This is a genomic window from Vibrio sp. T3Y01, assembly GCF_013114525.1.
GTDB lineage: Bacteria > Pseudomonadota > Gammaproteobacteria > Enterobacterales > Vibrionaceae > Vibrio > Vibrio chagasii_B.
On record NZ_VTXJ01000007.1, the window covers coordinates 97709 to 120816 of the forward strand.

20 protein-coding genes and 1 tRNA gene are annotated in these 23108 nt (G+C 45.4%); 9 read left to right on the top strand and 12 right to left on the bottom strand.

Annotation, left to right across the window (positions count from 1 at the left end):
* Window positions 1-520 precede the first annotated feature (520 nt).
* Window positions 521-1192: a GntR family transcriptional regulator gene (locus F0232_RS09550; RefSeq protein ID WP_081090364.1), complete on the bottom strand. Its 672-nt coding sequence runs from the start codon at window positions 1190-1192 to the stop codon at window positions 521-523.
* 176 nt (window positions 1193-1368) lie between these two features.
* Window positions 1369-2781, bottom strand: a complete 1413-nt coding sequence (pykF, locus tag F0232_RS09555; RefSeq protein WP_008219975.1) for a pyruvate kinase PykF — start codon at window positions 2779-2781, stop codon at window positions 1369-1371.
* 429 nt (window positions 2782-3210) lie between these two features.
* Here pykF and F0232_RS09560 point away from each other — a divergent pair, with 429 nt between their 5' ends.
* Window positions 3211-3981: a DeoR/GlpR family DNA-binding transcription regulator gene (locus F0232_RS09560; protein WP_061033552.1), complete on the top strand. Its 771-nt coding sequence runs from the start codon at window positions 3211-3213 to the stop codon at window positions 3979-3981.
* A 107-nt stretch (window positions 3982-4088) separates the two neighbouring features.
* Entirely contained in the window at window positions 4089-5921 is a 1833-nt protein-coding gene (glmS, locus tag F0232_RS09565; protein WP_105059012.1) for a glutamine--fructose-6-phosphate transaminase (isomerizing), read from the top strand.
* A gap of 93 nt (window positions 5922-6014) precedes the next feature.
* On the opposite strand, the gene F0232_RS09570 is transcribed toward glmS, so the two are convergent.
* The 6 genes from F0232_RS09570 to rpsU form a co-directional block, all read right to left on the bottom strand.
* Window positions 6015-7283, bottom strand: a complete 1269-nt coding sequence (locus F0232_RS09570; RefSeq protein ID WP_105059011.1) for an O-acetylhomoserine aminocarboxypropyltransferase/cysteine synthase family protein — start codon at window positions 7281-7283, stop codon at window positions 6015-6017.
* Window positions 7284-7498: 215 nt separating this feature from the next.
* Window positions 7499-7574: transfer RNA gene (locus tag F0232_RS09575), tRNA-Ile, on the bottom strand.
* Window positions 7575-7737: 163 nt separating this feature from the next.
* Window positions 7738-9582 (bottom strand): RNA polymerase sigma factor RpoD, encoded by a 1845-nt coding sequence (gene rpoD / locus F0232_RS09580; protein WP_008222514.1) that lies wholly within the window; start codon window positions 9580-9582, stop codon window positions 7738-7740.
* A 99-nt stretch (window positions 9583-9681) separates the two neighbouring features.
* On the bottom strand, window positions 9682-11433 hold the full coding sequence (gene dnaG, locus F0232_RS09585; RefSeq protein ID WP_061033564.1) for a DNA primase: 1752 nt from the start codon (window positions 11431-11433) through the stop codon (window positions 9682-9684).
* A 119-nt stretch (window positions 11434-11552) separates the two neighbouring features.
* A complete protein-coding gene (locus tag F0232_RS09590; protein WP_008222517.1) occupies window positions 11553-11996 on the bottom strand; it encodes a GatB/YqeY domain-containing protein in 444 nt (147 codons plus the stop codon).
* A 25-nt stretch (window positions 11997-12021) separates the two neighbouring features.
* A complete protein-coding gene (gene rpsU / locus F0232_RS09595) occupies window positions 12022-12237 on the bottom strand; it encodes a 30S ribosomal protein S21 (RefSeq protein WP_004396009.1) in 216 nt (71 codons plus the stop codon).
* A 255-nt stretch (window positions 12238-12492) separates the two neighbouring features.
* On the opposite strand from rpsU, the gene tsaD reads away from it, so the two are divergent.
* Window positions 12493-13509 (top strand): tRNA (adenosine(37)-N6)-threonylcarbamoyltransferase complex transferase subunit TsaD, encoded by a 1017-nt coding sequence (tsaD, locus tag F0232_RS09600; protein ID WP_004740786.1) that lies wholly within the window; start codon window positions 12493-12495, stop codon window positions 13507-13509.
* Window positions 13510-13615: 106 nt separating this feature from the next.
* Entirely contained in the window at window positions 13616-14431 is an 816-nt protein-coding gene (locus F0232_RS09605; protein WP_061033565.1) for an alpha/beta fold hydrolase, read from the top strand.
* 44 nt (window positions 14432-14475) lie between these two features.
* Here F0232_RS09605 and plsY read toward each other — a convergent pair whose 3' ends face one another.
* On the bottom strand, window positions 14476-15072 hold the full coding sequence (plsY, locus tag F0232_RS09610) for a glycerol-3-phosphate 1-O-acyltransferase PlsY (protein WP_061033566.1): 597 nt from the start codon (window positions 15070-15072) through the stop codon (window positions 14476-14478).
* 138 nt (window positions 15073-15210) lie between these two features.
* Between plsY and folB the strand changes: the two genes are divergently transcribed.
* The 3 genes from folB to F0232_RS09625 are packed head-to-tail and all read left to right on the top strand — an operon-like array spanning window position 15211 to window position 16868.
* Complete coding sequence (gene folB / locus F0232_RS09615) at window positions 15211-15570, top strand: dihydroneopterin aldolase (RefSeq protein ID WP_105059010.1); 360 nt, start codon at window positions 15211-15213, stop codon at window positions 15568-15570.
* Complete coding sequence (gene folK / locus F0232_RS09620; RefSeq protein ID WP_061033568.1) at window positions 15567-16049, top strand: 2-amino-4-hydroxy-6-hydroxymethyldihydropteridine diphosphokinase; 483 nt, start codon at window positions 15567-15569, stop codon at window positions 16047-16049. The genes folB and folK overlap by 4 nt, the downstream gene beginning before the upstream one ends.
* 15 nt (window positions 16050-16064) lie before the next feature.
* A complete protein-coding gene (locus F0232_RS09625) occupies window positions 16065-16868 on the top strand; it encodes an undecaprenyl-diphosphate phosphatase (RefSeq protein WP_061033569.1) in 804 nt (267 codons plus the stop codon).
* An 87-nt stretch (window positions 16869-16955) separates the two neighbouring features.
* Here the strand turns inward: F0232_RS09625 and F0232_RS09630 are convergent, their stop codons facing one another.
* Window positions 16956-18272: a multifunctional CCA addition/repair protein gene (locus F0232_RS09630; RefSeq protein ID WP_061033570.1), complete on the bottom strand. Its 1317-nt coding sequence runs from the start codon at window positions 18270-18272 to the stop codon at window positions 16956-16958.
* Between the two features lie 36 nt (window positions 18273-18308).
* Here F0232_RS09630 and F0232_RS09635 point away from each other — a divergent pair, with 36 nt between their 5' ends.
* Together F0232_RS09635 and F0232_RS09640 are read left to right on the top strand one after the other, a co-directional pair.
* Entirely contained in the window at window positions 18309-19979 is a 1671-nt protein-coding gene (locus F0232_RS09635) for an ExeA family protein (RefSeq protein WP_171730862.1), read from the top strand.
* Window positions 19979-20899: a general secretion pathway protein GspB gene (locus F0232_RS09640; protein ID WP_105059008.1), complete on the top strand. Its 921-nt coding sequence runs from the start codon at window positions 19979-19981 to the stop codon at window positions 20897-20899. Before F0232_RS09635 ends, F0232_RS09640 begins: the two co-directional genes overlap by 1 nt.
* A 124-nt stretch (window positions 20900-21023) precedes the next feature.
* Here F0232_RS09640 and F0232_RS09645 read toward each other — a convergent pair whose 3' ends face one another.
* Window positions 21024-21635 (bottom strand): TIGR04211 family SH3 domain-containing protein, encoded by a 612-nt coding sequence (locus F0232_RS09645; RefSeq protein WP_008222545.1) that lies wholly within the window; start codon window positions 21633-21635, stop codon window positions 21024-21026.
* Window positions 21636-21840: 205 nt separating this feature from the next.
* The gene (locus F0232_RS09650; RefSeq protein ID WP_061033573.1) at window positions 21841-23103 is read right to left on the bottom strand and encodes an inorganic phosphate transporter; all 1263 of its coding nucleotides are present in this window, start codon (window positions 23101-23103) and stop codon (window positions 21841-21843) included.
* Window positions 23104-23108 lie beyond the last annotated feature (5 nt).

Here is a 23108-nt window from a genome sequence, read left to right on the forward strand (position 1 = left end):
GCCGTTTCTTCTGTGTATATATGAGGAATCTCATTTTTGAGCGATCTATGTCACAAATTCTATACGGTTAGACTAAAGTCTAATGTTGGCGAAAATTTGAGCTAAAATGAACAATGAGTAAACTACCTTGCTTCAGATTACATCGTGTTAAGCGGTGTGATAAATAGAGTGTTTACCAGATATTAAAGGGATGACACCGTTAACTTAATTCAGCTGGTTAGCTAGCTTTTTCAAAGAGTTGAAAAGCAGCAGTAGAATTAGGTTAGCTGGAGCAAGAGTTTGGGGATCATACAGTCTGGTTGAAAGAGGCGTGGTATGTTTGTCGATTTTTTAGTGAGATTAACCATAGGTACATTGGTCATTCTTGGTTTTAAGCTGAGTGCTTTGTATTTCTTACCTATGGTTTTGCTGCTCAATACTCATCACAAAGAGTTTTTTGGGTGGTAGCCAGCTTGATGCTGAAAAACAAAAAACGGAGCTGCTAGGCTCCGTTTTTATTTGTTCAAAATTTATCGCTGCATTAAGCCGCTTCGATAACTTCTTCAATTCGCTTCATTGAACCTAGTAGGTGTTGATCAAGCAACTCTGTCGCTTGTTCTACGTTTTTTGACAGCACGAGTTTCATGATCATTTCGTGCTCATCAATATTGAACAGATCATCTGATGCACTTTCCGCCGACATCGCTAGGAAGCGGTAACGTTTTACTTGATTGATCAAATCTTCAAAGAAGCTAAACATGTTCTCTGAATCCGCACCTTCAAGTAGCGCAACGTGGAATTGTTGGTGACGTTCTTCCCATTCCACACAATCAAACTCTTCAGATACGTGCTGTACTCGCGAAAGTTTATGGTAAGAAGTCAGTACATCCAGTTCCCAAGTTTCATCCCCCGCAGAAATGGCTTTTTTTAGTAGAACTGAAGACACGACACGTAAGCTTTCATAAAGATCATTCAGCTCTTTCTTTGACACTGGCGATACCCAGCAGCCTTTTTGCGGCTCGAGCTTCACGTATTTGCTCCAAGATAACTGTACTAGGGCTTCACGAATCGGAGATGCGCCAACGTTGTATCTGTTCTTTAGATCAGCAACAACGAGCTTTTGGCCTGGGGCTAACTCACCATTAAGAATATCTTGGCGAATCATCTTTGATACTTTGTCAGTGAGAGTAGGACTAGACATTACAAACCTCATGTATATTTGATTTCTAGTCTGCTAATCCGTCTCTTAGAAAGAGTCCATTGGAAGTTAACAGTACGTAGTTCTATTGTGATTGATAATACAGCGTACTGAAAAGTTAGGCAAGATTTTGTTTCATAAAAAAAGAGGGCCGAAGCCCTCTTTTATATTTTATGCGAATCGGTTCATTCTTATAGAACGTGAACAGATGCCGTGTTTGTAGTGCCTGAAGCTACTAGAGCACCAGAAACCATTACAACGATGTCGCCTTTGCTGCCGAACTCAGCTTCAAGTGCGTATTCTTTACCCATTTTGTAGAAAGCATCAGTGCTGTCGATAGACTCAACAAGAACTGGACGAACACCTTTAGTAAGAACAAGCTGAGCAGCTGTCTTTTGGTTAGTTGTCAGTGCAATGATGTTTGCAGTTGGGAAGTACTTACGTACTGAACGTGCAGACTTGCCGCCTTCAGTAGCAACGATGATTAGAGGAGCAGCTAGCTTCTCCGCTGTGTCTACTGCGCCTTTACATACTGCTTCAGTGATGCGTAGACGTGGGCTGTCTAGACGAGAACCTAGCTCAGCTTTAAGAGCTGAATCAGTACGGTTCGCGATTTGAGCCATGATAGTAACAGCTTCAACTGGGTACTTACCTTTAGCCGTTTCGCCAGAAAGCATTACTGCGTCAGTACCATCCATGATTGCGTTCGCAACGTCACCCGCTTCTGCACGAGTTGGACGTGGGTTGTTGATCATAGAATCAAGCATTTGAGTTGCTGTGATAACCATCTTACGTGCACGGTTACACTTCTCGATCATCATTTTCTGAGCGAAGATTACTTCTTCAGCTGGGATTTCAACACCTAGGTCACCACGAGCAACCATGATACCGTCAGAAAGCTCAAGGATTTCGTCGAAGTTATCTACACCTTCTTGGTTCTCAATCTTAGAGATGATGTGGATATCGTTGCCGCCGTTTGCGTCTAGGATCTCACGGATCTCTTTAACGTCAGATGCTTTACGGATGAAAGATGCTGCTACGAAATCAACGCCTTGCTCACAACCAAACTTAAGGTCAGCTTTGTCTTTCTCAGAAAGAGCTGGAAGTTGAACAGAAACGCCAGGAAGGTTAACACCTTTGTTTTCGCCTAGTGCGCCGTTGTTAAGAACTTTACACTTAACTTCAGTTTCAGTAGTAGAGATAACTTCCATTTCGATTAGGCCGTCATCTACTAGGATTGTGTTACCAGCGTTTAGGTCAGCTGCGAAACCAGCGTAAGTTACCGCTACAGTCTCTTTGTTACCTACAACTGAAGTATCAGTTGTGAAAGTGAATTCTTGACCAGCTACTAGATCTACGTCGTTACCGCCTTCTAGCTTGATAGTACGGATCTCAGGGCCTTTAGTATCAAGAAGGATAGCAAGTTGCTTACCTACTTTGTCCATTACTTCGCGGAAGTTCGCAATACGAGTGCCGTGCTCTGCGAAATCACCGTGAGAGAAGTTAAGACGCATAACGTTCATGCCAGCATCTACTAGTTCAGTTAGCTTCTCTACAGATTCAGTTTTAGGGCCAATCGTACATACGATTTTGGTCTTTTTCATGGAAGGTACTCTCCGGTAAGTATTGTTACAATTTGAAATTTATTTAAGTTCTGAAGATTGGTCCGCTACATCAACATTTTGTGCCTGTTGAGTAAAATCGCGGGACTTCCAATATGTCCTTCAGAGTTGTAAGTCTTTCATCAATTTTAGTCATTTTATGACCAAAAGATTTTGATTCAACATCGGGTTTCTGTGACTTACACCAATATATCAGGTGAAAGTTGCAAAAAAATAACGGTCAGTTTTGTAATTTTTTTTCTTTTCGGGTGCGGATTCTACCACCTAATCAATTCAATATCACTGCTTAACAATTGTCTTAGGACAAGGTTTTATCGCTATTTATTAATTTTTTGGATCAAAATAAATGGACTAAATAGTTTCGTTGTAACTATAATATGTTTCATATCGAAACTTACTGGTCTTTTTTAAATGTCGAAACGAAACACTCAGCTCAGAAGACATGCAATTTCTAACCTAGTGAACGAAAAAGGGGAGGTTAGTGTTGATGAATTGTCCGCTAAGTTCGAAACCTCAGAGGTCACTATTAGAAAGGACTTAGCGTCTTTAGAGAAAAACGGTCAGCTTTTACGCCGTTATGGTGGTGCGATTTCGCTACCGAAAGAGGTTGTGAACGAGGAATTGGGTCAAAAAGTTTCGACTCGAAAGGTTTCGTTAGCGAAAGCAGCTGCAGATTTAATTCGCGACCATAATCGAATCGTGATCGACAGCGGCAGCACAACAGGTGCCCTAATTCAGCAACTAAACAGTAAGCGTGGTTTGGTTGTCATGACCAACTCGTTGCATGTGGCTAACGCGCTCAATGAGCTGGAAAGTGAACCAACGCTACTCATGACCGGCGGCACTTGGGATACCCATTCGGATTCTTTTCAAGGCAAAGTTGCAGAGTCAGTTTTGCGTGCTTACGATTTTGACCAACTATTTATCGGGGCTGATGGTATCGACCTCGACAGAGGCACAACCACGTTCAACGAACTGGTTGGCTTAAGTAAAGTGATGGCTGAAGTGTCACGAGAAGTGATCGTGATGGTTGAGTCAGAAAAAGTGGGACGAAAGATCCCTAATCTAGAGTTGGCATGGGATCACATCGACATCTTAATTACAGATACAGACTTGAGCAAAGAATCTCAGGCAAGTATTGAATCACATGATGTTCGAGTGATCTTAACGGATCCAGCTTAACAACTTATTTTAACTATTATGCATTTAACTTCCTATAATTGTTCTTAATAAAGACATGGCCTTTGCTTGCTGCCAATAGGAATAAACGAAATTGATGGAGTCAAACTATGTGTGGAATTGTTGGTGCAGTAGCACAGCGTGATGTAGCCGAGATTTTAGTAGAAGGCCTTCGCCGCCTAGAGTACCGTGGCTACGACTCAGCGGGTGTCGCTGTGGTTGATACCGAATCAAATCTAACTCGCGTACGTCGCCTAGGTAAAGTACAAGAGCTAGCAGACGCGGTAGAAGAGCAACAAGTGATTGGTGGTACAGGTATCGCTCACACTCGTTGGGCAACACACGGCGAGCCGTCTGAAGCAAACGCGCACCCACACATGTCTGGTGACATTGCGGTAGTGCATAATGGTATTATCGAAAATCATGAAGCACTGCGTGCAATGCTGCAAGAGCGTGGCTACGTATTTTCTTCTCAAACGGATACTGAAGTTATCGCTCATCTAGTGGAGTGGGAATTTCGCACTTCAGCTTCTTTGGTTGAAGCACTGCAGAAAACAGCAAAACAGTTGGACGGCGCCTACGGTACCGTTGTGGTTGATCGTAAAGATCCTAGCCGTATTGTTGTGGCTCGCTCTGGTAGCCCTATCGTTATCGGTTTTGGTGTGGGTGAAAACTTCCTAGCATCAGACCAACTTGCACTACTAAGCGTAACTCGCCGCTTCATGTACCTAGAAGAGGGTGATGTTGCTGAAGTAACTCGTCGTGATGTGACCGTATTTGACGTTGCAGGTGAGCGTGTTGAGCGTGAAATCGTTGAATCAAATGCAGAGCATGATGCAGGTGACAAAGGTAAGTACCGTCATTTCATGCAGAAAGAGATCTTCGAACAGCCAACGGCGCTGATCAACACAATGGAAGGCCGCATCTCAGATACTTCTGTTATCACTAACGCGATTGGTGTTAAAGCCGAAGAGATCCTAAGTAAGGTTGAACACGTGCAGATCATCGCATGTGGTACGTCTTACAACTCTGGTATGGCTGCTCGCTACTGGTTTGAGTCTCTAGCAGGCGTAAGCTGTGACGTAGAGATCGCTTCTGAGTTCCGTTACCGTGACTTCGTCGTTCGCCCGAATAGCCTACTGGTTACTCTGTCTCAATCTGGTGAGACAGCAGATACACTAGCAGCACTTCGCCTTGCGAAAGAGAAAGGCTACATGTCAGCGATGACAATCTGTAACGTTGCTGGATCTTCACTGGTTCGTGAATCTGACTTCGCATTCATGACTCGTGCAGGCACCGAGATCGGTGTAGCTTCAACTAAGGCTTTCACAACTCAACTTGCAGCAATGCTGATGATGGTGACTTCAATTGGTCGTCTACAAGGCCGTATCAATGAAGAAAAAGAAGCAGAAATCGTGCAAGCGCTTCACCAACTGCCGACTGACATTGAGAAAGCACTGGCGTTTGATAAAGAGATCGAAGCACTAGCGACAGACTTCGCAGACAAGCATCACACGCTTTTCTTAGGTCGTGGCGAATACTACCCAATCGCAATGGAAGCGTCCCTAAAACTGAAAGAGATCTCTTACATTCACGCTGAAGCATACGCTGCGGGTGAGCTTAAGCACGGTCCTCTAGCTCTGATTGATGCCGATATGCCTGTAGTGGTTATTGCACCAAGTAACGACCTACTAGAGAAACTGAAATCAAACGTTGAGGAAGTGCGTGCACGTGGTGGTCTACTTTATGTATTCGCAGACCAAGATGCAGGCTTTGAAAGCGATGAGAACATGAAGATCATCAAGATGCCGCACGTGAGTGAAGTCACTGCACCTATCTACTACACAGTTCCAATGCAGCTACTGTCTTACCACGTAGCACTAATCAAAGGTACTGACGTTGACCAACCTCGTAACCTAGCGAAAGCGGTAACGGTAGAGTAAGTTAACTTAAACCCTTAAATAGACGAAAGCCCATCATCATGATGGGCTTTTTTGTGCATGCTATTTAGTAAATCTATATTCAGCTTATAGTCGTTAAGCGTTAAGAGCTTGCTCTAGGTCTGCAAGGATATCTTCGATGTGTTCAATACCGACTGATAGGCGAATCATCTCTGGTGATACACCGGCTTGTTTCTGTTCAGCTTCGCTTAGTTGACGGTGCGTTGTCGACGCTGGGTGACAAGCAAGAGATTTTGCATCGCCAATATTTACCAAGCGCTTAAAGATTTGTAGCGCGTCATAAAAGCGAACACCCGCTTCGTAACCATCCTTTAAGCCAAAAGATAAAATCGCCGATGGCTTACCTTGCATGTACTTTTCAGCAAGCGGGTAAAATTCTGAACTTGGTAGACCAGCGTAGCTTACCCAGCTGACTTTCTCATGTTGGCTGAGGTATTCAGCTACTTTCAACGCGTTCTCTGTATGGCGCTCCATACGTAACGACAGCGTCTCTAAACCTTGCATCAGCATGAAGGCATTCATTGGCGACAAAGCTGCGCCTGTATTGCGTAGTGGAACCGTTCTAGCGCGACCAATAAATGCAGCCTCACCAAAGGCTTCGGTATAAACCACACCGTGATAAGAGGGCTCAGGTTGATTAAATACCGGGAAGCGCTCTTTGTGTTCTGCCCATGGGAATTTACCTGAATCGACAATCACACCACCCAAGGTTGTACCGTGACCACCCACGTACTTTGTTAGTGAATGGACTACAATGTCAGCACCAAACTCAATGGGTTTACACAGCACTGGAGTCGCGACGGTATTATCGACAATCACAGGGACACCTTGCGCGTGGGCAAGTTCGGCGACACGCTCTAGGTCGATGATATTACCCGCAGGGTTACCGATACTCTCACAGTAAACCGCTTTGGTTTTTTCATCGATAAGCTCTGCTAGGCTCTCCGGTTTATCGTCTTTAGCAAAACGAACTTCAATCCCTTGGTTTGGCAGCATGTGAGCAAACAAGGTGTAAGTACCACCGTAAAGCTGAGGTGTTGAGACAATGTTGTCACCGATTTGTGCCAATGTCTGAATCGCGTAGTTGATTGCCGCGCTGCCTGCACTTACCACTAAGCCTGCAATACCTCCTTCTAAGGCGGCCATGCGCTTTTCTAGCACATCATTGGTTGGGTTCATTATGCGAGTGTAGATATTGCCTGGAACTTCTAGGTTGAACAGATCAGCACCATGCTGAGCATCGTCAAATTCATAGGCAACGGTTTGGTAGATAGGAGTAGCAACGGATTTAGTGGTAGGATCGGTTTCGTATCCGAAGTGAATCGAGAGTGTTTCGTCTTTCATGTTTCTTCCCTGAACTATTGAGCGATTTATGTACACTCATATTGCCGATTTTTTTATAAAAGAAAAGTAAGCTCAGTCACAGAGAGGCTATTAGCATTGTGTACTGTGGAGTTCACTCATTCAGGGATGTATTGATACGAGTAGGGCGTAAATAAATAGCGAGCTTAGAAAAGCAAAAAGCCAGAGCAGCATAAACTGTTCTGGCTTTTCTAATTTGGTGGCCCCTCCCAGATTTGAACTGGGGACCGAACGATTATGAGTCGTGCGCTCTAACCACTGAGCTAAGGGGCCGTAGGGCATAGATTATAGGGGAAGCATTCAGTGGTGTCTAGACACTATAAGGGGCAATTCCGCTTACATCTTAGCCACTTAAATCACACAGCTACAAAAAAGGTGAGCCATAGCTCACCTTTTGTTAATTATGCTTAAAAGCTAATCACATCAATGTGTGTGATTACTCGTCTAGGAAGCTGCGCAGAGTTTCTGAACGGCTTGGGTGACGAAGTTTACGTAGTGCTTTTGCTTCGATCTGACGGATACGCTCACGAGTTACGTCGAACTGCTTACCAACCTCTTCTAGAGTGTGGTCAGTGTTCATGTCGATACCGAAACGCATGCGCAGTACTTTCGCTTCACGAGGTGTTAGGCCAGCAAGAACGTCTTTAGTTGCACCGCGTAGGCTGGTTGCCGTTGCAGAGTCTAGAGGTAGTTCTAGCGTTGTATCCTCGATGAAATCACCTAGATGCGAATCTTCGTCGTCACCGATTGGTGTCTCCATTGAGATAGGCTCTTTAGCGATTTTCAGTACTTTACGGATCTTGTCTTCAGGCATTTGCATGCGCTCAGCCAGCTCTTCCGGAAGTGGTTCACGACCCATCTCTTGTAGCATTTGACGAGAGATACGGTTTAGTTTGTTGATCGTTTCGATCATGTGAACCGGAATACGGATAGTACGAGCTTGGTCGGCAATCGAACGAGTGATTGCTTGACGGATCCACCATGTAGCGTAAGTAGAGAACTTGTAACCACGACGGTATTCAAACTTATCAACCGCTTTCATCAGACCGATGTTACCTTCTTGGATTAGATCCAAGAATTGTAGACCACGGTTTGTGTACTTCTTAGCAATCGAGATTACTAGACGTAAGTTCGCTTCAACCATCTCTTTCTTCGCACGACGAGCTTTTGCTTCACCGATAGACATACGACGGCTGATGTCTTTAATGCTTTGAACAGTCAGAGAGGTCTCTTTCTCGATCATATCCAGTTTTTGGATTGAGCGACGGATATCGTTCTCGTGACGTTTGATCTTTTCTGCGTATGGTTTGTCTGAAGCAAGTACTTCATCTAACCATGCTTCGCTAGATTCGTTGCCAGTAAATAGAGCAATGAAAGATTTCTTCGGCATTTTGCCGTACTCAACCGTTTGACGCATGATCAGGCGTTCTTGAGTACGTACACGATCCATAGAGTTACGCAGTTCGTTTACTAGGTAATCAAACTGTTTTGGTGTTAGACGGAACTCTTTGAATACGTCTTGCATCATTGTCGTTGCAAGCATTGCTTTCGGGCTTTCATGGCCGTACTCGTTGATCGCTAGCTGACGGTTTTGGTAGCTAGTACGAAGCGCTGTGAATTTCTCAAGAGCAAGCTCAGGATCGATACCTGTATCTTCTTCTTCCTCTTCTTCATCGTCATCAACGTCTTCTGCGTCTTCGTCATCCAGATCTGTTTCAGCAAGTTCTGAACCGATGTGAGTCGCTGTTGGTGCAGCTGTGCCATCGTCATCTGGGTCAACAAAGCCATTAATTAGGTCTGTTAAGCGAATCTCTTCTGCTTGTACGCGGTCAAACTGTTCCAAGATGTATGGAATAGTACCTGGGTACTCAGCAACAGATAGCTGAACTGTATTGATACCATCTTCAATACGTTTAGCAATGTCGATTTCGCCTTCACGAGTCAGTAGCTCAACCGTACCCATTTCACGCATGTACATGCGAACTGGGTCAGTAGTACGGCCAATCTCGCTTTCTACGCTTGAAAGCGCAGCAGCTGCAGCTTCGGCTGCGTCTTCATCTATATTGGCATCGTCATCATTAAGCGCTAGATCATCAGCATCAGGTGCAGTTTCAACTACTTTGATGCCCATGTCGTTAATCATTTGAATGATGTCTTCTACCTGTTCAGAATCCACGATTTCTGCAGGTAGGTGGTCGTTTACTTCGGCGTAGGTCAGATAGCCTTGTTCCTTGCCTTTAATAACAAGTAATTTAAGCTGTGACTGCGGATTTTGATCCATAGATGATATCCAACTTCAGGTCTGGTGAAGGACGTTGCATTCTCAAATGCAAACCAATTATGTTAACAAATTTATTAAATGCTGACTAATCAAACAGGGTTACGCTTTTAGATCTAGCATTAAAGCTAGTAGCTCCCTTTTTTCTTCGGCTGATAAACCGACACTTCTTGCTTTGGCCTGCAGGTTTTCAATTTGTTTTTCAACGCACTGGGCAAGTATTTTGTCCAATGAGTCTAAAAATATGTCTTCTTGATTGTCTTCGTCGAGGGGGATTTCCCAGCTCGCGAGACGAGACAGAAGAGCCTCATGTTTATTATCTCGCCAGTGCTCTAATAACTGGCCGGTGTTGATATGGGGATGCGCATGGCATTTATCAAGTACTTCAACGAATAAACTTAGCCCAGGCAACGGTAAGCCTTTGACACTTGATAAATCCGGTACCATATCAGCATAGCTCGGATTTTGGATAAGCAAAGCGATAACTTCACGCATTGGAGTTCGCTTGAGCTCTTTGTGCGGCTGAGGTGTCGGGTTTTGTGTATGAACACGAGCACGTCTCAGTTGGTTATCAAATCCAGTTCGCTCATCCAGTAATTTTTCGAGCAGTTCTTGGAAATAGCTGTCAGGAATTTTATTAATCAAGGCGCTTGCGTGCGCACGCAGTGCCGATTTTCCTTCGGTTGTTCCCAAGTTCAGTTTGTGTATTTCTATCAGGTTGTCGAACAAATAGGTCGACAGCGGGGTCGCATTTTGGACGAGTTGCTCAAAAGCGGCCTTACCGTGTTCTCTTATATAGCTATCTGGGTCTTCACCATCGGGCAAGAACAGAAACTTGAGTGTATTACCTGTTTTCAGGTACTCAAGTGCATTTTCTAGAGCGCGCCATGCTGCTTCTTTACCCGCTCGGTCACCATCGTAACAACAAACCACAGTGCTGGTTTGTCTAAACAGCATTTGAATGTGGTCGCCAGTTGTTGAGGTGCCTAGTGATGCCACCGAGTAATCTACACCATACTGCGCAAGAGCCACGACATCCATGTAGCCTTCAACCACAAGTACTTGAGGCGGTTCACGGTATGCCTGTAATACTTCATAAAGGCCATATAGCTCTTTGCCTTTATGGAAGATAGGTGTCTCTGGTGAGTTTAGGTATTTTGGTGTGCCATCTTCTAAGACACGTCCACCAAAACCAATCACACGACCACGACGATCGCGAATCGGGAACATAACACGACCACGGAATCGGTCGTATCGATTACCCTTATCGTTTTCGATCAACATGCCGCCTGTTACCAGCATGTCTTGAGCTTCTTTTTGTTGGCCAAAGTTCTTACGAACTAAGTCCCACTCATCGGCCACATAACCAATGCCAAACTTCTGAACAATCTCGCCCGATAAACCACGATTTTTTAGGTACTCAATCGCGGGCTTATTGGCTGCTATTTTTAGCTGTGAGCGATAGAACTGGCTGATGCCGCCCATCAAATCATAGAGGTTACGTTTTTGTTCAGTGTTGGCTCTTGGTGCGGTAGAGATCTCACCGCTGCGTTGTTCTCTTGGAACATCGAGCCCTAAGAAAGAGGCGAGCTCTTCAATGGCTTCAACGAATTCGAGGCGCTCGAACTCCATAATGAAGTCGATGGCATTGCCGTGTACGCCACAACCAAAGCAGTGATAAAACTGTTTCTCTTGGCTTACGCTAAAAGAGGGCGTCTTTTCGTTGTGGAATGGGCAACAAGCACCGTAGTTTTTGCCTTTTTTCTTAAGTTTCACGCGTGCGTCTACAATGTCGACAATGTCGAGACGCGCTAGGAGATCATCGATGAAACTACGCGGGATGTGTCCTGCCATAAAACCTTAGAAAAATGCACTAACTGAGAGTGTGGATAATAATAGTTTGAATAGGTTACAGATACAAACAAGCCGTGCGTTCCGAAGGATTGCACGGCTTGTTGCAATTTGATTTGGGATTAAGCGAGTTTAGAGCGAACTAAACCACTAACTTTACCCATATCTGCACGCCCTTGAATTTGTGGTTTCAAGATAGCCATTACTTTACCCATGTCTTGCATGCCCGCAGGTTGAGCTTCTGCAATTGCGCTATCAAGTAGTGCGATTACTTCTTCTTCAGTAAGCGGTTGAGGCATAAAGCCTTCAAGTACAGCAATTTCTGCTTGTTCCACGTCAGCAAGATCTTGACGACCAGCTGATTCATATTGAGCAACAGAATCGCGACGTTGTTTAACCATTTTTACTAGCACAGCAAGAATGTCGTCATCGCTCAGAGTAATCTGTTCGTCGACTTCACGTTGCTTTACAGCAGCAAGAGCTAAACGGATAGTGCCAAGGCGCGGTTTGTCCTTGGCTTTCATCGCTAATTTTTGCTCTTCTTTGAGTTGTTCAATAAGAGCCATAACTCAGTCCTTATGGATTAAGTTATTAGTACAGGCGAACGCGACGTGCGTTTTCGCGAGCTAGCTTCTTAGCGTGACGCTTTTGAGCTGCTGCTTTAGCGCGTTTGCGAACTGTAGTTGGCTTTTCGTAGTGCTCGCGACGGCGAACTTCAGAAAGGATACCTGCTTTTTCACAAGAGCGCTTGAAACGACGTAGTGCAACGTCGAACGGTTCGTTTTCACGTACTTTAACTATTGGCATATGCCTTTCACCTCAGGGGTTATTCATTATCGCTGGCTACTGATGACCAAATCAGAAAAATTATCCGTAGACAACTTTCGATTAAGTGTGGTCTCTAACCAGCTTGATCAAAAATGGTGCGGAATTTTAATCCGATCAGAGTGGCTTTGTAAAGCACTTTGTCGATTATAGTCTGTACAATATTTGTTTGAAGAGCTTAGGCAGGGTAATATTGCGCTAATTTCCCATTTTAGACGAAAGCGTGCCGAGAAAATTATGCGCATTATTGGTATTGAAACCTCTTGTGATGAAACAGGAATCGCAATTTATGATGATGAGCAGGGCCTGCTTTCTCATCAATTATACAGCCAAGTAAAACTGCACGCCGATTACGGTGGTGTGGTACCTGAGCTCGCATCACGTGATCACGTGAAGAAAACTATTCCGCTAATTAAAGCGGCTCTAAAAGAGGCAAATCTGACCTCTAAAGACATCGACGGTGTCGCTTACACTGCTGGCCCTGGCCTTGTTGGTGCGCTGCTTGTTGGTGCAACCATTGGTCGCAGTATTGCTTACGCTTGGGGTGTACCAGCTGTGCCTGTTCACCATATGGAAGGTCACCTTCTTGCGCCTATGTTAGAAGATAACCCACCTCCGTTCCCATTTGTTGCTCTGCTGGTTTCGGGGGGGCACACCATGATGGTCGAAGTGAAAGGCATTGGTGAATACAAGATCCTTGGTGAATCGATTGATGATGCGGCAGGTGAAGCCTTCGATAAAACGGCTAAGTTAATGGGCTTAGATTACCCTGGTGGTCCATTACTATCTCGACTAGCAGAAAAAGGCACACCGGGTCGTTTTAAGTTCCCACGTCCAATGACGGATCGTCCGGGCTTGGATATGAGCTTCTCTGGCCTAAAAACCTTTGCAGCGAACACGATTCGTGACAATGACGATAGTGAGCAAACCCGTGCCGATATCGCATATGCATTCCAAGAGGCGGTTTGTGGTACCTTGGTAATCAAGTGTAAGCGTGCCTTGGAACAGACAGGCATGAAACGTATAGTGATTGCTGGTGGTGTAAGTGCAAACAAACAACTACGTGTTGAGCTTGAAGCACTTGCTAAGAAAATTGGTGGCGAGGTTTACTACCCGCGTACTGAGTTCTGTACTGATAATGGTGCGATGATCGCTTATGCCGGTATGCAGCGCCTGAAAAATGGTGAGACTGCTGATCTTTCAGTTCAAGCCACACCGCGTTGGCCGATCGACCAATTAGAGCCAATTGCGTAATACATCAAAATGTTTCGATAAACGGTCGCCTAGTGCGGCCGTTTTTATATCTTAGCTTACCGACGATATGTCGATAAAAAATTGCTGATAGAGATTAGGGAAGAAGATGAATAAGTTCACTGTAGATAATCAATCGATGGCGTACCTAGACGAAGGCGAAGGCCCGGTTGTTGTACTTGGACACAGCTACCTTTGGGATAGTGCGATGTGGAAGCCACAGGTTGAAGCGTTAAAATCTCAGTACCGTTGTATTGTGCCTGAGCTTTGGTCTCATGGTGAGTCTCAAGCGGCACCGAATAGAATGGGCAACCTAAAAGACTACGCTCAACATGTTCTGGCACTGCTTGACCATTTAAACATTGAAGAGTTTTCTGTGGTGGGCTTATCGGTTGGTGGTATGTGGGGTACTGAGCTTGCAGAGCTGGCACCAGCACGTATCAAATCTTTGGTACTGATGGACACTTTTGTCGGTCTAGAGCCAGAAGTTGCACACGCGAAATACTTCAGCATGCTAGACACCATCTCTCAAACGAAGATGGTTCCTCAACCGATTGTAGAAGCGGTTGTGCCGTTGTTCTTTGCTAATGACGCACAAACTAACACGCCAGCTTTGGTAGAAGGTTTTACTCAGCAGTTGTCGGCACTACAGGGCGAGCAAGCAGAGCAAGTAGCTCGAATTGGTCGTATGGTGTTTGGACGTCGTGACATGATTGAAACGATAGAGAACTTTGCTCTACCTGTGTTGGTCGCTGTCGGCCAAGAAGATAAACCACGCCCGGTACTTGAATCTTACCTGATGCATGATTGCATTTCTGGTAGTGAATTAGTGGTAATTCCTGGCGCAGGACATATTAGCTCGCTAGAGCAGCCAGAATTTGTAAACACTATGCTGAAAGAGTTTTTAGGTAAGCACCTGCTGTAGACTTTCTATCGTTTGAAATGATCGGTTTAATCTTGAATATAAGGTTAAGCCGATTTTTTTTGTCCGAGTTTTGGCTCACTGCCGTCCAGTAGGCGGCGGATGTTTTGATGGTGACGCAGCACGATCAAGCAACACAGCATAGCCACGGGCAGGGTGTATTGCGGTTTGACTAACCAAGCGTAGAAAGGGGCAAGTAGCACTGTCACCAATGCTGCCAAAGAGGAGTAACGAAATAAAAGCGCGACCACGAGCCAAGTTGCCATGATCATACCGGTTAGGTCGAATCCAATTGGGGCGATGGCACCCAGTGCCGTTGCGACGCCTTTACCACCCTTAAAGTGGAAGAAGATCGGATACATATGACCAAGACAAGCTGCAATCGCAACGATACCTAAAATAATTGAGTCGATACCGAGAAAGTAGCCAAGCCAGACTGGAATGGTGCCTTTTAACATATCACAGAGTAATACTGCTGCTGCGGCACCTTTGCCACCGACACGTAACACATTGGTTGCGCCTGGGTTGTTTGAGCCCACCGTTCTAGGATCTGGAAGCCTTAAGACTCGGCATATCAAGACCGCACTAGAGATTGAACCTAGCAAATAGGCAGCAATGATCATGATAAGTGCCAATGGGGTCATGTCTGTCCTTTAACGGTTATACGCTTAACGATGGGAAAATAATGCTCAATCCAAGAGTAATTGATATCATATCTCGAATTACGCAAATAATACGTTTTTTTCCCAAATTTGGGTATCCGACCTCTAAAAGGACAAGTCATGGCACTGGATAAAGTTTTCATTGAGCAGCTAGAAGTAATTACAACGATCGGTGTTTACGATTGGGAACAAGAGATCAAACAGAAACTGGTTCTTGATATTGAAATGGCTCATGACAACCGCCCAGCAGGCCAGAGTGATGATGTGGTTGATGCTTTGGATTATTCGAAAGTAAGCACTGCAGTACTCGATCACATTACGAATGGCCGTTTTCTACTCGTAGAACGTGTTGCTGAAGAAGTCGCAGAGCTAATTATGACTCAGTTCTCTGTTCCTTGGGTTAAAATTCACCTAGCGAAGCCTGGTGCGGTTCCTCAAGCAAAAGCGGTGGGTGTGATCATCGAACGAGGTCAAGCATGACCATCGCCTATGTTGGTGTTGGCACGAACATAGACCGCGACAAGCATGCAAGGGTGGCATGGACAGAGCTTCAATCGTTAGGGACTAACCTTAAATGCTCTAAAATCTATCACTGTGAGCCTGTCGGTTTTGATAGCCATCCATTTTATAACTTTGTGATAGAGCTCGACACGCCACTTTCATTGACTGAATTTTCACAAGAACTTCGTAAAATTGAGTACAAATGGGGGCGTGCGCAAGATGCACACAAGCTTCAGGATCGAAATTTGGATCTTGATATTGTGCTGTTTGGCGATGAGATATCTGAGTCTGCTCCAGAGTTACCACGCAGTGATATCTATAAATATCCTTTTGTAACACAACCACTTTATGATCTTTGTCCTGCGAGAGTGATCCCGCAAGACGGAAGAACCGTCAGTGAAATATGGCAGAAGATGCAGCAACTAGACTCGCTCTCTGTCGTAGATATAAAACTATAATTTTAAAGGTAAGTAATGAGTTATTTTGAAGCGTTTATATTGGCGTTGGTGCAAGGCTTTACTGAGTTTTTACCTATTTCCAGTTCGGCACACTTGATCCTTCCATCAGCGGTTTTAGGCTGGGAAGATCAGGGTTTGGCTTTTGATGTCGCGGTCCATGTCGGTACTTTGGCCGCAGTCGTGATCTATTTCCGTAAAGAAGTGATTTCGTTGTTGAGCGCATTCTTCGGCTCAGTGTTTAAGGGCGACCGCAGCAAAGAAGCGAAATTGGCGTGGATGATTATCCTTGCGACGATTCCGGCATGTATCTTTGGCCTGCTGATGAAGGACATTGTTGAACTTTACCTGCGCAGTGCATGGGTAATTGCGACAACGACCATCGTCTTTGGTTTGTTGTTGTGGTGGGTGGATAAGAACTCAAGCCTACGTGATGATGAGTACCAAGCGGGCTGGAAAAAAGCGTTGTTTATTGGTCTTGCTCAAGCTATGGCAATTATTCCTGGTACTTCTCGCTCAGGTGCTACGATTACAGCAGCACTTTACCTTGGCTTTACTCGTGAAGCGGCAGCTCGATTCTCTTTCCTAATGTCTATCCCAATCATCACTTTAGCTGGTGGTTACTTAGGCCTTAAGCTTGTGACCAGTGGCGATCCAATCCACGTTGGTACACTGCTAACCGGCGTTGCGGTGTCTTTCATCAGTGCTTACATCTGTATTCATTTCTTCTTGAAGCTTATCTCTCGTATGGGCATGACGCCGTTTGTTATCTACCGCCTAATTCTAGGTTGTGGTCTGTTTGCTTTCTTAATGATGCAATAACAGACGCTGATAACAGCCTCGTCGTAAAATTGAAAAAGCCCGCTTAACTGCGGGCTTTTTAATGCGTGCTTACTAACAGATTGAAGATTAACTATCAGTGAGTTCTGATAACGCGCTTTCAATAGCCACCGCTCTGCGCTTCTCTTGCTCTTCTCGAATATCTTTACCTTTAAAGCCATCAGCAATGATCACTTTTACTTCAACTTGAAGTGCTGCCTGATAGGCTGCTTCAAAACGAGCCTTTTGAGGGTAAGGCTGATCTTCTAACCCTTTGCGACCAGCGTGGTCAGCTTGGCAGCATAGCAAGATGTCGTTAAGGCGATCTGGTTTGCGCCAAACATCGAACTTGTTGAGAACTTTAAGGAAAGTTGTCGGCTTGAGCTCGCCTGCACGATGAATGTTTGAGTGTTGCTCACACACTAATAGTGCGAGGTCTCTGAATTCATTAGGCACTCTCACTCGCTCACACAGTTTCTTGATGATCTTAACACCTGTGTGGCAGTGCATTTTATGGCTTGGCCATTCAGCTTGTGGTGTCACGCCTTTACCTAAGTCATGCACTTGAGCGGCAAAGCGTACGGGCAGCGATGGGCTTAATAGCGCTGCTTGCTGAGCCACCATCATAGTATGGATACCTGTGTCGATTTCAGGGTGCCATTTCTCGGGTTGAGGGACACCAAACAGAGCGTCAATCTCTGGCAAAACAACCGCTAGTGCTCCGCACTCTCTCAATACGGAAAGAAAGACTTCTGGGTGTGGTGTGCTGAGTGATTTGTGCCACTCTTGCCATACTCGTTCTGCAGTAAGATGGGCGAGTTCACCAGATTCAACGATCTCACTCATCATCAACATAGTTTCAGGGGCGACGCTAAAACCGAGATGGTGAAGTTTGGCAGCGAAGCGCGCCACTCGCAGCACTCGAAGTGGATCTTCGACAAAGGCATCGGATACGTGTCGAAGAATACGATCGGAGAGATCTTGCTGGCCGTGGTAAGGATCGTGAAGGTTGCCTGCATCATCTTGAGCGATGGCGTTGATCGTTAGATCGCGGCGCATGAGGTCTTCTTCCAGGCTAACATCTGGCGCGAAGTAACATTCGAAGCCTGTGTAACCAGAGCCTGATTTTCTCTCAGTGCGAGCCAGTGCGTGTTCTTCCTTGGTTTTTGGGTGCAAGAATACTGGGAAGTCTTTACCCACTGCAGTGAAGCCAAGGCTTTCCATCTCTTGAGGGGTACTGCCGACCACCACCCAATCTTTATCATAACTATCAATATTGAGTAGTTTATCGCGCACCGCTCCACCGACTAGATAGCGCTGTAGCCCATTCTCTTTTGGTAGGCTATCGTATATTTGCAACTTATCACCTCGAAATGTTTTATCACTGCTGGACTTTACGGCAAGCAATGGTACTTTCCATTAATCGTAATTATAGGGCAGCACATGTATAAGGAATATTTTGGCTTCGTTGAGATGCCATTTTCGATTGTACCAAATTCTCGCTACTTGTTTTTGAGTCAGCGCCACCAAGAGGCGATGCAGAACCTACAAGCCGGTTTAGGTGAGGGTGGGGGCTTTGCAATGCTTACTGGTGAGGTGGGAACCGGTAAAACAACGGTCGCTAAGGCGATGTTGTCCTCTCTTGATAGCCACACTCAAGCTGGCCTTATACTCAACCCTACGTTTTCCAACACTGATTTGCTTGAAGCTATCTGTGATGAGTTCGAGATCGACTATCCACAGCAGGCATCACTCAAGCAGCTGAGTCAGGCGATTCACTATTTCTTACTGGATAGCCATGCGGAAGGTATTCAAACCTTATTGGTGATAGATGAAGCTCAACACTTAGCTGCCGATGTGTTGGAACAGCTACGCCTCTTGACGAATTTGGAAACCGACAGTCGCAAGTTATTAAAAGTATTACTGGTTGGCCAACCTGAATTACAACAGCATTTGCAGACCACGCAACTGCGTCAATTAGCTCAGCGTATTACAGGGCGTTACCATTTGTTGCCTCTCAATATTCAAGAGACCGGCAAGTACATCGCGTTTCGTCTAGAGACAGCGGGTGGCGAGCAGATGCTGTTTTCGAATCGTTCCGTTAAGCTGATCGCCCAATATACACATGGTATTCCACGGTTGATTAACTTGGTGTGTGATAAGGCGCTTCAGCTAGCTTTTCATGATGGAGAGCAAACACCGAGCAATGACACGGTCAACAGAGCGTGCCAGCAGATCATGGCGTTTCAAGCTGAGGTTTACCATGTCGAAAAACCTCGTGCAGCGAGCACGCTACCAAAGTTAGTTCAATATGCGAGTGCTGCTACCTTGAGTGTCGCACTTGCGATGGCGACCTTTCACTTTGCGCCAGGCTACATTGACTCATGGCTAACAACCCAACCTTCGAATGAAGCCCAAACATTAAGCTCAGTAAGGATGCAGCGGTCGTTAGTCGCAGATACGCCTAAGCTGGTTGTTGAGTCTGAGATAGACAAGTTCGCACTGCCAACACATATTCAGCAACACTTGATGCAAGGGACTAACCGTTCGCTGGCGATCAAGGACTTATATACGCTTTGGGGCTACCAATCCTCTCTGCGTGACGGTTTATGCTTAAGTGAGCCACAAAGCGTGTTCGTATGTGAACAACAACAAGCAAGTCTAGATGACCTTCTAGGGTTAGGCGTCCCTGTGGTATTGAACTTAAATGTAGAGCAAGAGCCTGTGTTTGCTGTGCTTTATGGCGCATCACAAGACGCTGTCGAGTTACTGGTGAACGAAAAACTGTTAGTCATGCCGAAGCAATCTTTAGAGAAGGTCTGGCATGGTGATTATGTCGCGATTTGGAAACAGCCATTGCGAGAAACGTTAAAAGAGGGATATCAGGGTGAAGCTGTCGCTTTGCTTGATTTGTTGCTTTCTGAGGTTCTTGGAGAGGTTGTGTCCGGTAGTGATGTATTTGATTACGAATTAAAAATGAAAGTCGAAGCGTTTCAAACATGGCAGGGCATGTCGGTCGACGGTATTGCTGGTCAACGAACTTTAGCGAGGCTACAAAGACTAGCTCAGCTAGATTCTCCGAAGTTAATGTCATTAAGCGGAGGAGCGAGCTAATGTCACGCATTATGCATGAGTTGAATCAGTCCTCAGACAAATCTAGCTTCAAGGGTTACCAAAACCATCAAGTGCCGAGTTCTGCAAAGGGTATCAGCAACAAACGCGGTTCGTCGTTGGCTATGGGGTTGCTTGTTTTACTTGTGCCTTCTCTGTTGGTAGGTGGTGCCTTGGTGTATCAATCTTACCATCAACAGCAAACGGCTAACCAAGCTGCTATTAGATCGAATTCAGAATCAGAAACCCAGCCTGTTCAAGCCAAGGATATCGAAACGGCTGGTTTGAATGTCGAAGAAGAAGTCGAAGATGAGCCTCTGTTTGTGGTGCGTCCAGCGCCGACAAGCAAGACGTTAAAATCGTTACCTCGCCAAGAGGTTTATGCTCAAGTTAACTCTGATAGCACTCAACTGTCTGCTGGGGTAATTGTGCCGGTAACCAAAGCAGAGAGCACTGCGCGAACAGTGGATGATTCAGAGCTGTCATTAGCTGAGCCTGAAGTTGGACCTGGTGTGAACGACGAAAGCAATTATCAGCAATCAGATAGCGACCTGCTACAAGGCTTGGATTTGACCGAGTTACCGCCTGATTTGGCATTGAAGCTAGAAGCGATTATGGATGAGCAGCCAAGTGCACCTGAGCCGATGGACTCGCGACCAGCAGGCCAGATGGAACCTCAAGTGATTGAGCTCGAAAATCACGTTAACAGTTTGTCTGGCGTATTACCTAAGCTTGACTTACAAACCCATATGTACTCAAGTAGTGAGAACAAGCGTTGGGTCAAAGTGAATGGGCAAGAGATGTCACAGGGCGATTGGATCGGTAATGATGTTCAACTGCTAGAGATCAAGCCGCAATCTGTGGTTGTTGAGTTTAATCAGCAGAAGATTGAGATTCCTGCTTTGTATGAGTGGAAGGGCTAACCTAAAGCTGCTACAAGCGCTTTGATAACATGTTGAGATAAATAAAAAGGAGCACTTAGGTGCTCCTTTTTGGTATCCGATATTGAATTTACTTTGCGTAATGCAAAACAGTCAAACGATCAGCTTACGCCCAGCCGTTTGGTGATTTCTTACGACGAGGGATGATGTGTGGTAGAACAAGGCCAAGAAGTAGACCAATACCAGCAACACCACCACCGTACATGAAGTACTTCAATAGTAGGTCATCTTTCTGCGTGTCTAGCTTAGCGCGTAGTTCACGGTTTTCTGTTTGAGAGCTTGTTAGCTGTTGGCTAATCTCGCTGTAGTTCTGTTCTAGTTCAGCAATCTGCTTATTACGAGAATCTAGAGAACTTGCTAGGCCTGCTTTTTCACTGTCAGCCGTTTGACGTGCGTTAGCCAGCTTGGTTTTCACTTCTGTCAGTTCTTTTTCAAGCTTAGGCATACGCAGAGCCATACTCTCTTTAGTACTTACAAACTTGCTTTCAACCCAACCTTTACGGCCACGGTTGTCTTGGATTTGTGTGTAACCCGTGCTCTTGTTTGCTTGCAGGTAGGTAATCTTCTCACCAGCGTCAACACTGCCGATAATACGGAAGGTGTTGTTTGGGCCAGAATGCATATAAGTAAATAGTTTGTCAGCAATATAACGGTCTTGTGCAAAGGCAGCTGGAGCCGCAAGCATTGCGAACAAAACTAAGCTAATCAGTTTTTTCACAGTAAATCCCTTAACGATTCTAATTGGGTAGGCGGATGAGTCAGCCTCAATTAGCAAATAATATTTAGTTTCTTTATGCGGTGCAACAAAGAAGGGAGGCAAAGCCTCCCTTTCTGTGCGTTTGAGTCAATAATGACATGGCATTTACATATCGTTACTGAAGCTCACATAATTCTGACGCTAGCATCGACTAACGCAGTGGCAATTACATGCTAAACATAGCCTGAATACCGTAGAAGAACACAACAGCAAGTAGAGCACCTGCTGGCAGTGTCACAATCCACGAAGCCACGATATTACGTACAACGCCTAAGTTCAGTGCTGCGATACCACGAGCAAAACCAACACCCAATACCGCACCAACCAGTGTTTGTGTAGTTGAGATTGGAAGACCAGTACCTGACGCTAGAACAACCGTACATGCTGTAGCAAGTTGTGCTGCAAAGCCACGGCTCGGTGTTAGTTCTGTAATACCAGTACCTACGGTTGCCATTACTTTATGACCAAGAGTCGCAAGACCAACCACGATACCAAAACCACCTAGAGGAAGAATCCACCATGCGATAGTGCTCTTACCTGTGATTTCGCCCATGTGCTCAACCGTTGATACAACAGCAGACAGTGGACCAATCGCGTTTGCAACGTCGTTTGAACCGTGTGCGAATGCCATAGCACAAGCTGTGATAACCATTAGTACAGAGAAGATACCTTCAACACCAGCAAAGCCGTGGTCTTCTTCGCGGTTAGCGAATTTCTTCTGGATGTATAAGTAACCACCAATCATTACAATTGCTGATACTGCTGCAGCCCAAACCCATGCTTCAGTGTTGCTTAGGTGAAGACCAACGTGCTTAAGACCTTTCTTGATTGTTACCAGTGCAATTACCATCGTTGTGATGAACATGTATACCGGTACAAAGCGCTTCGCGTTGAATAGCGGGTTCTCTGTATCAAAAATCAGTCGCTGAGCACTTACGAATATCACGTAGGCGAAGAAACCAGAGATGACAGGAGTAATAATCCAACTGCCCACAATGCCTTGAACGCTGTTCCAGTCTACCGCTTCAGTACCTACAGACACACAAGCGAAACCGATGATTGCACCGATGATTGAGTGAGTAGTAGAAACAGGCCAGCCCATGTACGAAGCTAGAAGTAGCCATGTACCTGCAGCAAGAAGTGCAGACATCATACCGAATACAAGAACGTCTGGTTGATGTGCGAATAGAGATGTTTCGATAACACCTTTACGGATCGTATCGGTAACTTCGCCACCGGCAAGATATGCACCAGCGAATTCAAAGATCATTGCGATAATGATCGCTTGTTTAACGGTTAGAGCTTTAGAGCCTACTGAGGTGCCCATTGCGTTCGCAACGTCATTTGCACCAATACCAATAGCCATCAAGAAACCGAAAGCTGCTGCAACAATAATCAGGACAGTGCCGTAGTTAGCAAGGATATCCATCGTAA

Coding starts and splice junctions, on each gene's coding strand:
- F0232_RS09550 (WP_081090364.1), bottom strand. CDS start 1,192: ATGAGGTTTGTAATGTCTAGTCCTACTCTCACTGACAAAGTATCAAAG.
- pykF (WP_008219975.1), bottom strand. CDS start 2,781: ATGAAAAAGACCAAAATCGTATGTACGATTGGCCCTAAAACTGAATCT.
- F0232_RS09560 (WP_061033552.1), top strand. CDS start 3,211: ATGTCGAAACGAAACACTCAGCTCAGAAGACATGCAATTTCTAACCTA.
- glmS (WP_105059012.1), top strand. CDS start 4,089: ATGTGTGGAATTGTTGGTGCAGTAGCACAGCGTGATGTAGCCGAGATT.
- F0232_RS09570 (WP_105059011.1), bottom strand. CDS start 7,283: ATGAAAGACGAAACACTCTCGATTCACTTCGGATACGAAACCGATCCT.
- rpoD (WP_008222514.1), bottom strand. CDS start 9,582: ATGGATCAAAATCCGCAGTCACAGCTTAAATTACTTGTTATTAAAGGC.
- dnaG (WP_061033564.1), bottom strand. CDS start 11,433: ATGGCAGGACACATCCCGCGTAGTTTCATCGATGATCTCCTAGCGCGT.
- F0232_RS09590 (WP_008222517.1), bottom strand. CDS start 11,996: ATGGCTCTTATTGAACAACTCAAAGAAGAGCAAAAATTAGCGATGAAA.
- rpsU (WP_004396009.1), bottom strand. CDS start 12,237: ATGCCAATAGTTAAAGTACGTGAAAACGAACCGTTCGACGTTGCACTA.
- tsaD (WP_004740786.1), top strand. CDS start 12,493: ATGCGCATTATTGGTATTGAAACCTCTTGTGATGAAACAGGAATCGCA.
- F0232_RS09605 (WP_061033565.1), top strand. CDS start 13,616: ATGAATAAGTTCACTGTAGATAATCAATCGATGGCGTACCTAGACGAA.
- plsY (WP_061033566.1), bottom strand. CDS start 15,072: ATGACCCCATTGGCACTTATCATGATCATTGCTGCCTATTTGCTAGGT.
- folB (WP_105059010.1), top strand. CDS start 15,211: ATGGCACTGGATAAAGTTTTCATTGAGCAGCTAGAAGTAATTACAACG.
- folK (WP_061033568.1), top strand. CDS start 15,567: ATGACCATCGCCTATGTTGGTGTTGGCACGAACATAGACCGCGACAAG.
- F0232_RS09625 (WP_061033569.1), top strand. CDS start 16,065: ATGAGTTATTTTGAAGCGTTTATATTGGCGTTGGTGCAAGGCTTTACT.
- F0232_RS09635 (WP_171730862.1), top strand. CDS start 18,309: ATGTATAAGGAATATTTTGGCTTCGTTGAGATGCCATTTTCGATTGTA.
- F0232_RS09640 (WP_105059008.1), top strand. CDS start 19,979: ATGTCACGCATTATGCATGAGTTGAATCAGTCCTCAGACAAATCTAGC.
- F0232_RS09650 (WP_061033573.1), bottom strand. CDS start 23,103: ATGGATATCCTTGCTAACTACGGCACTGTCCTGATTATTGTTGCAGCA.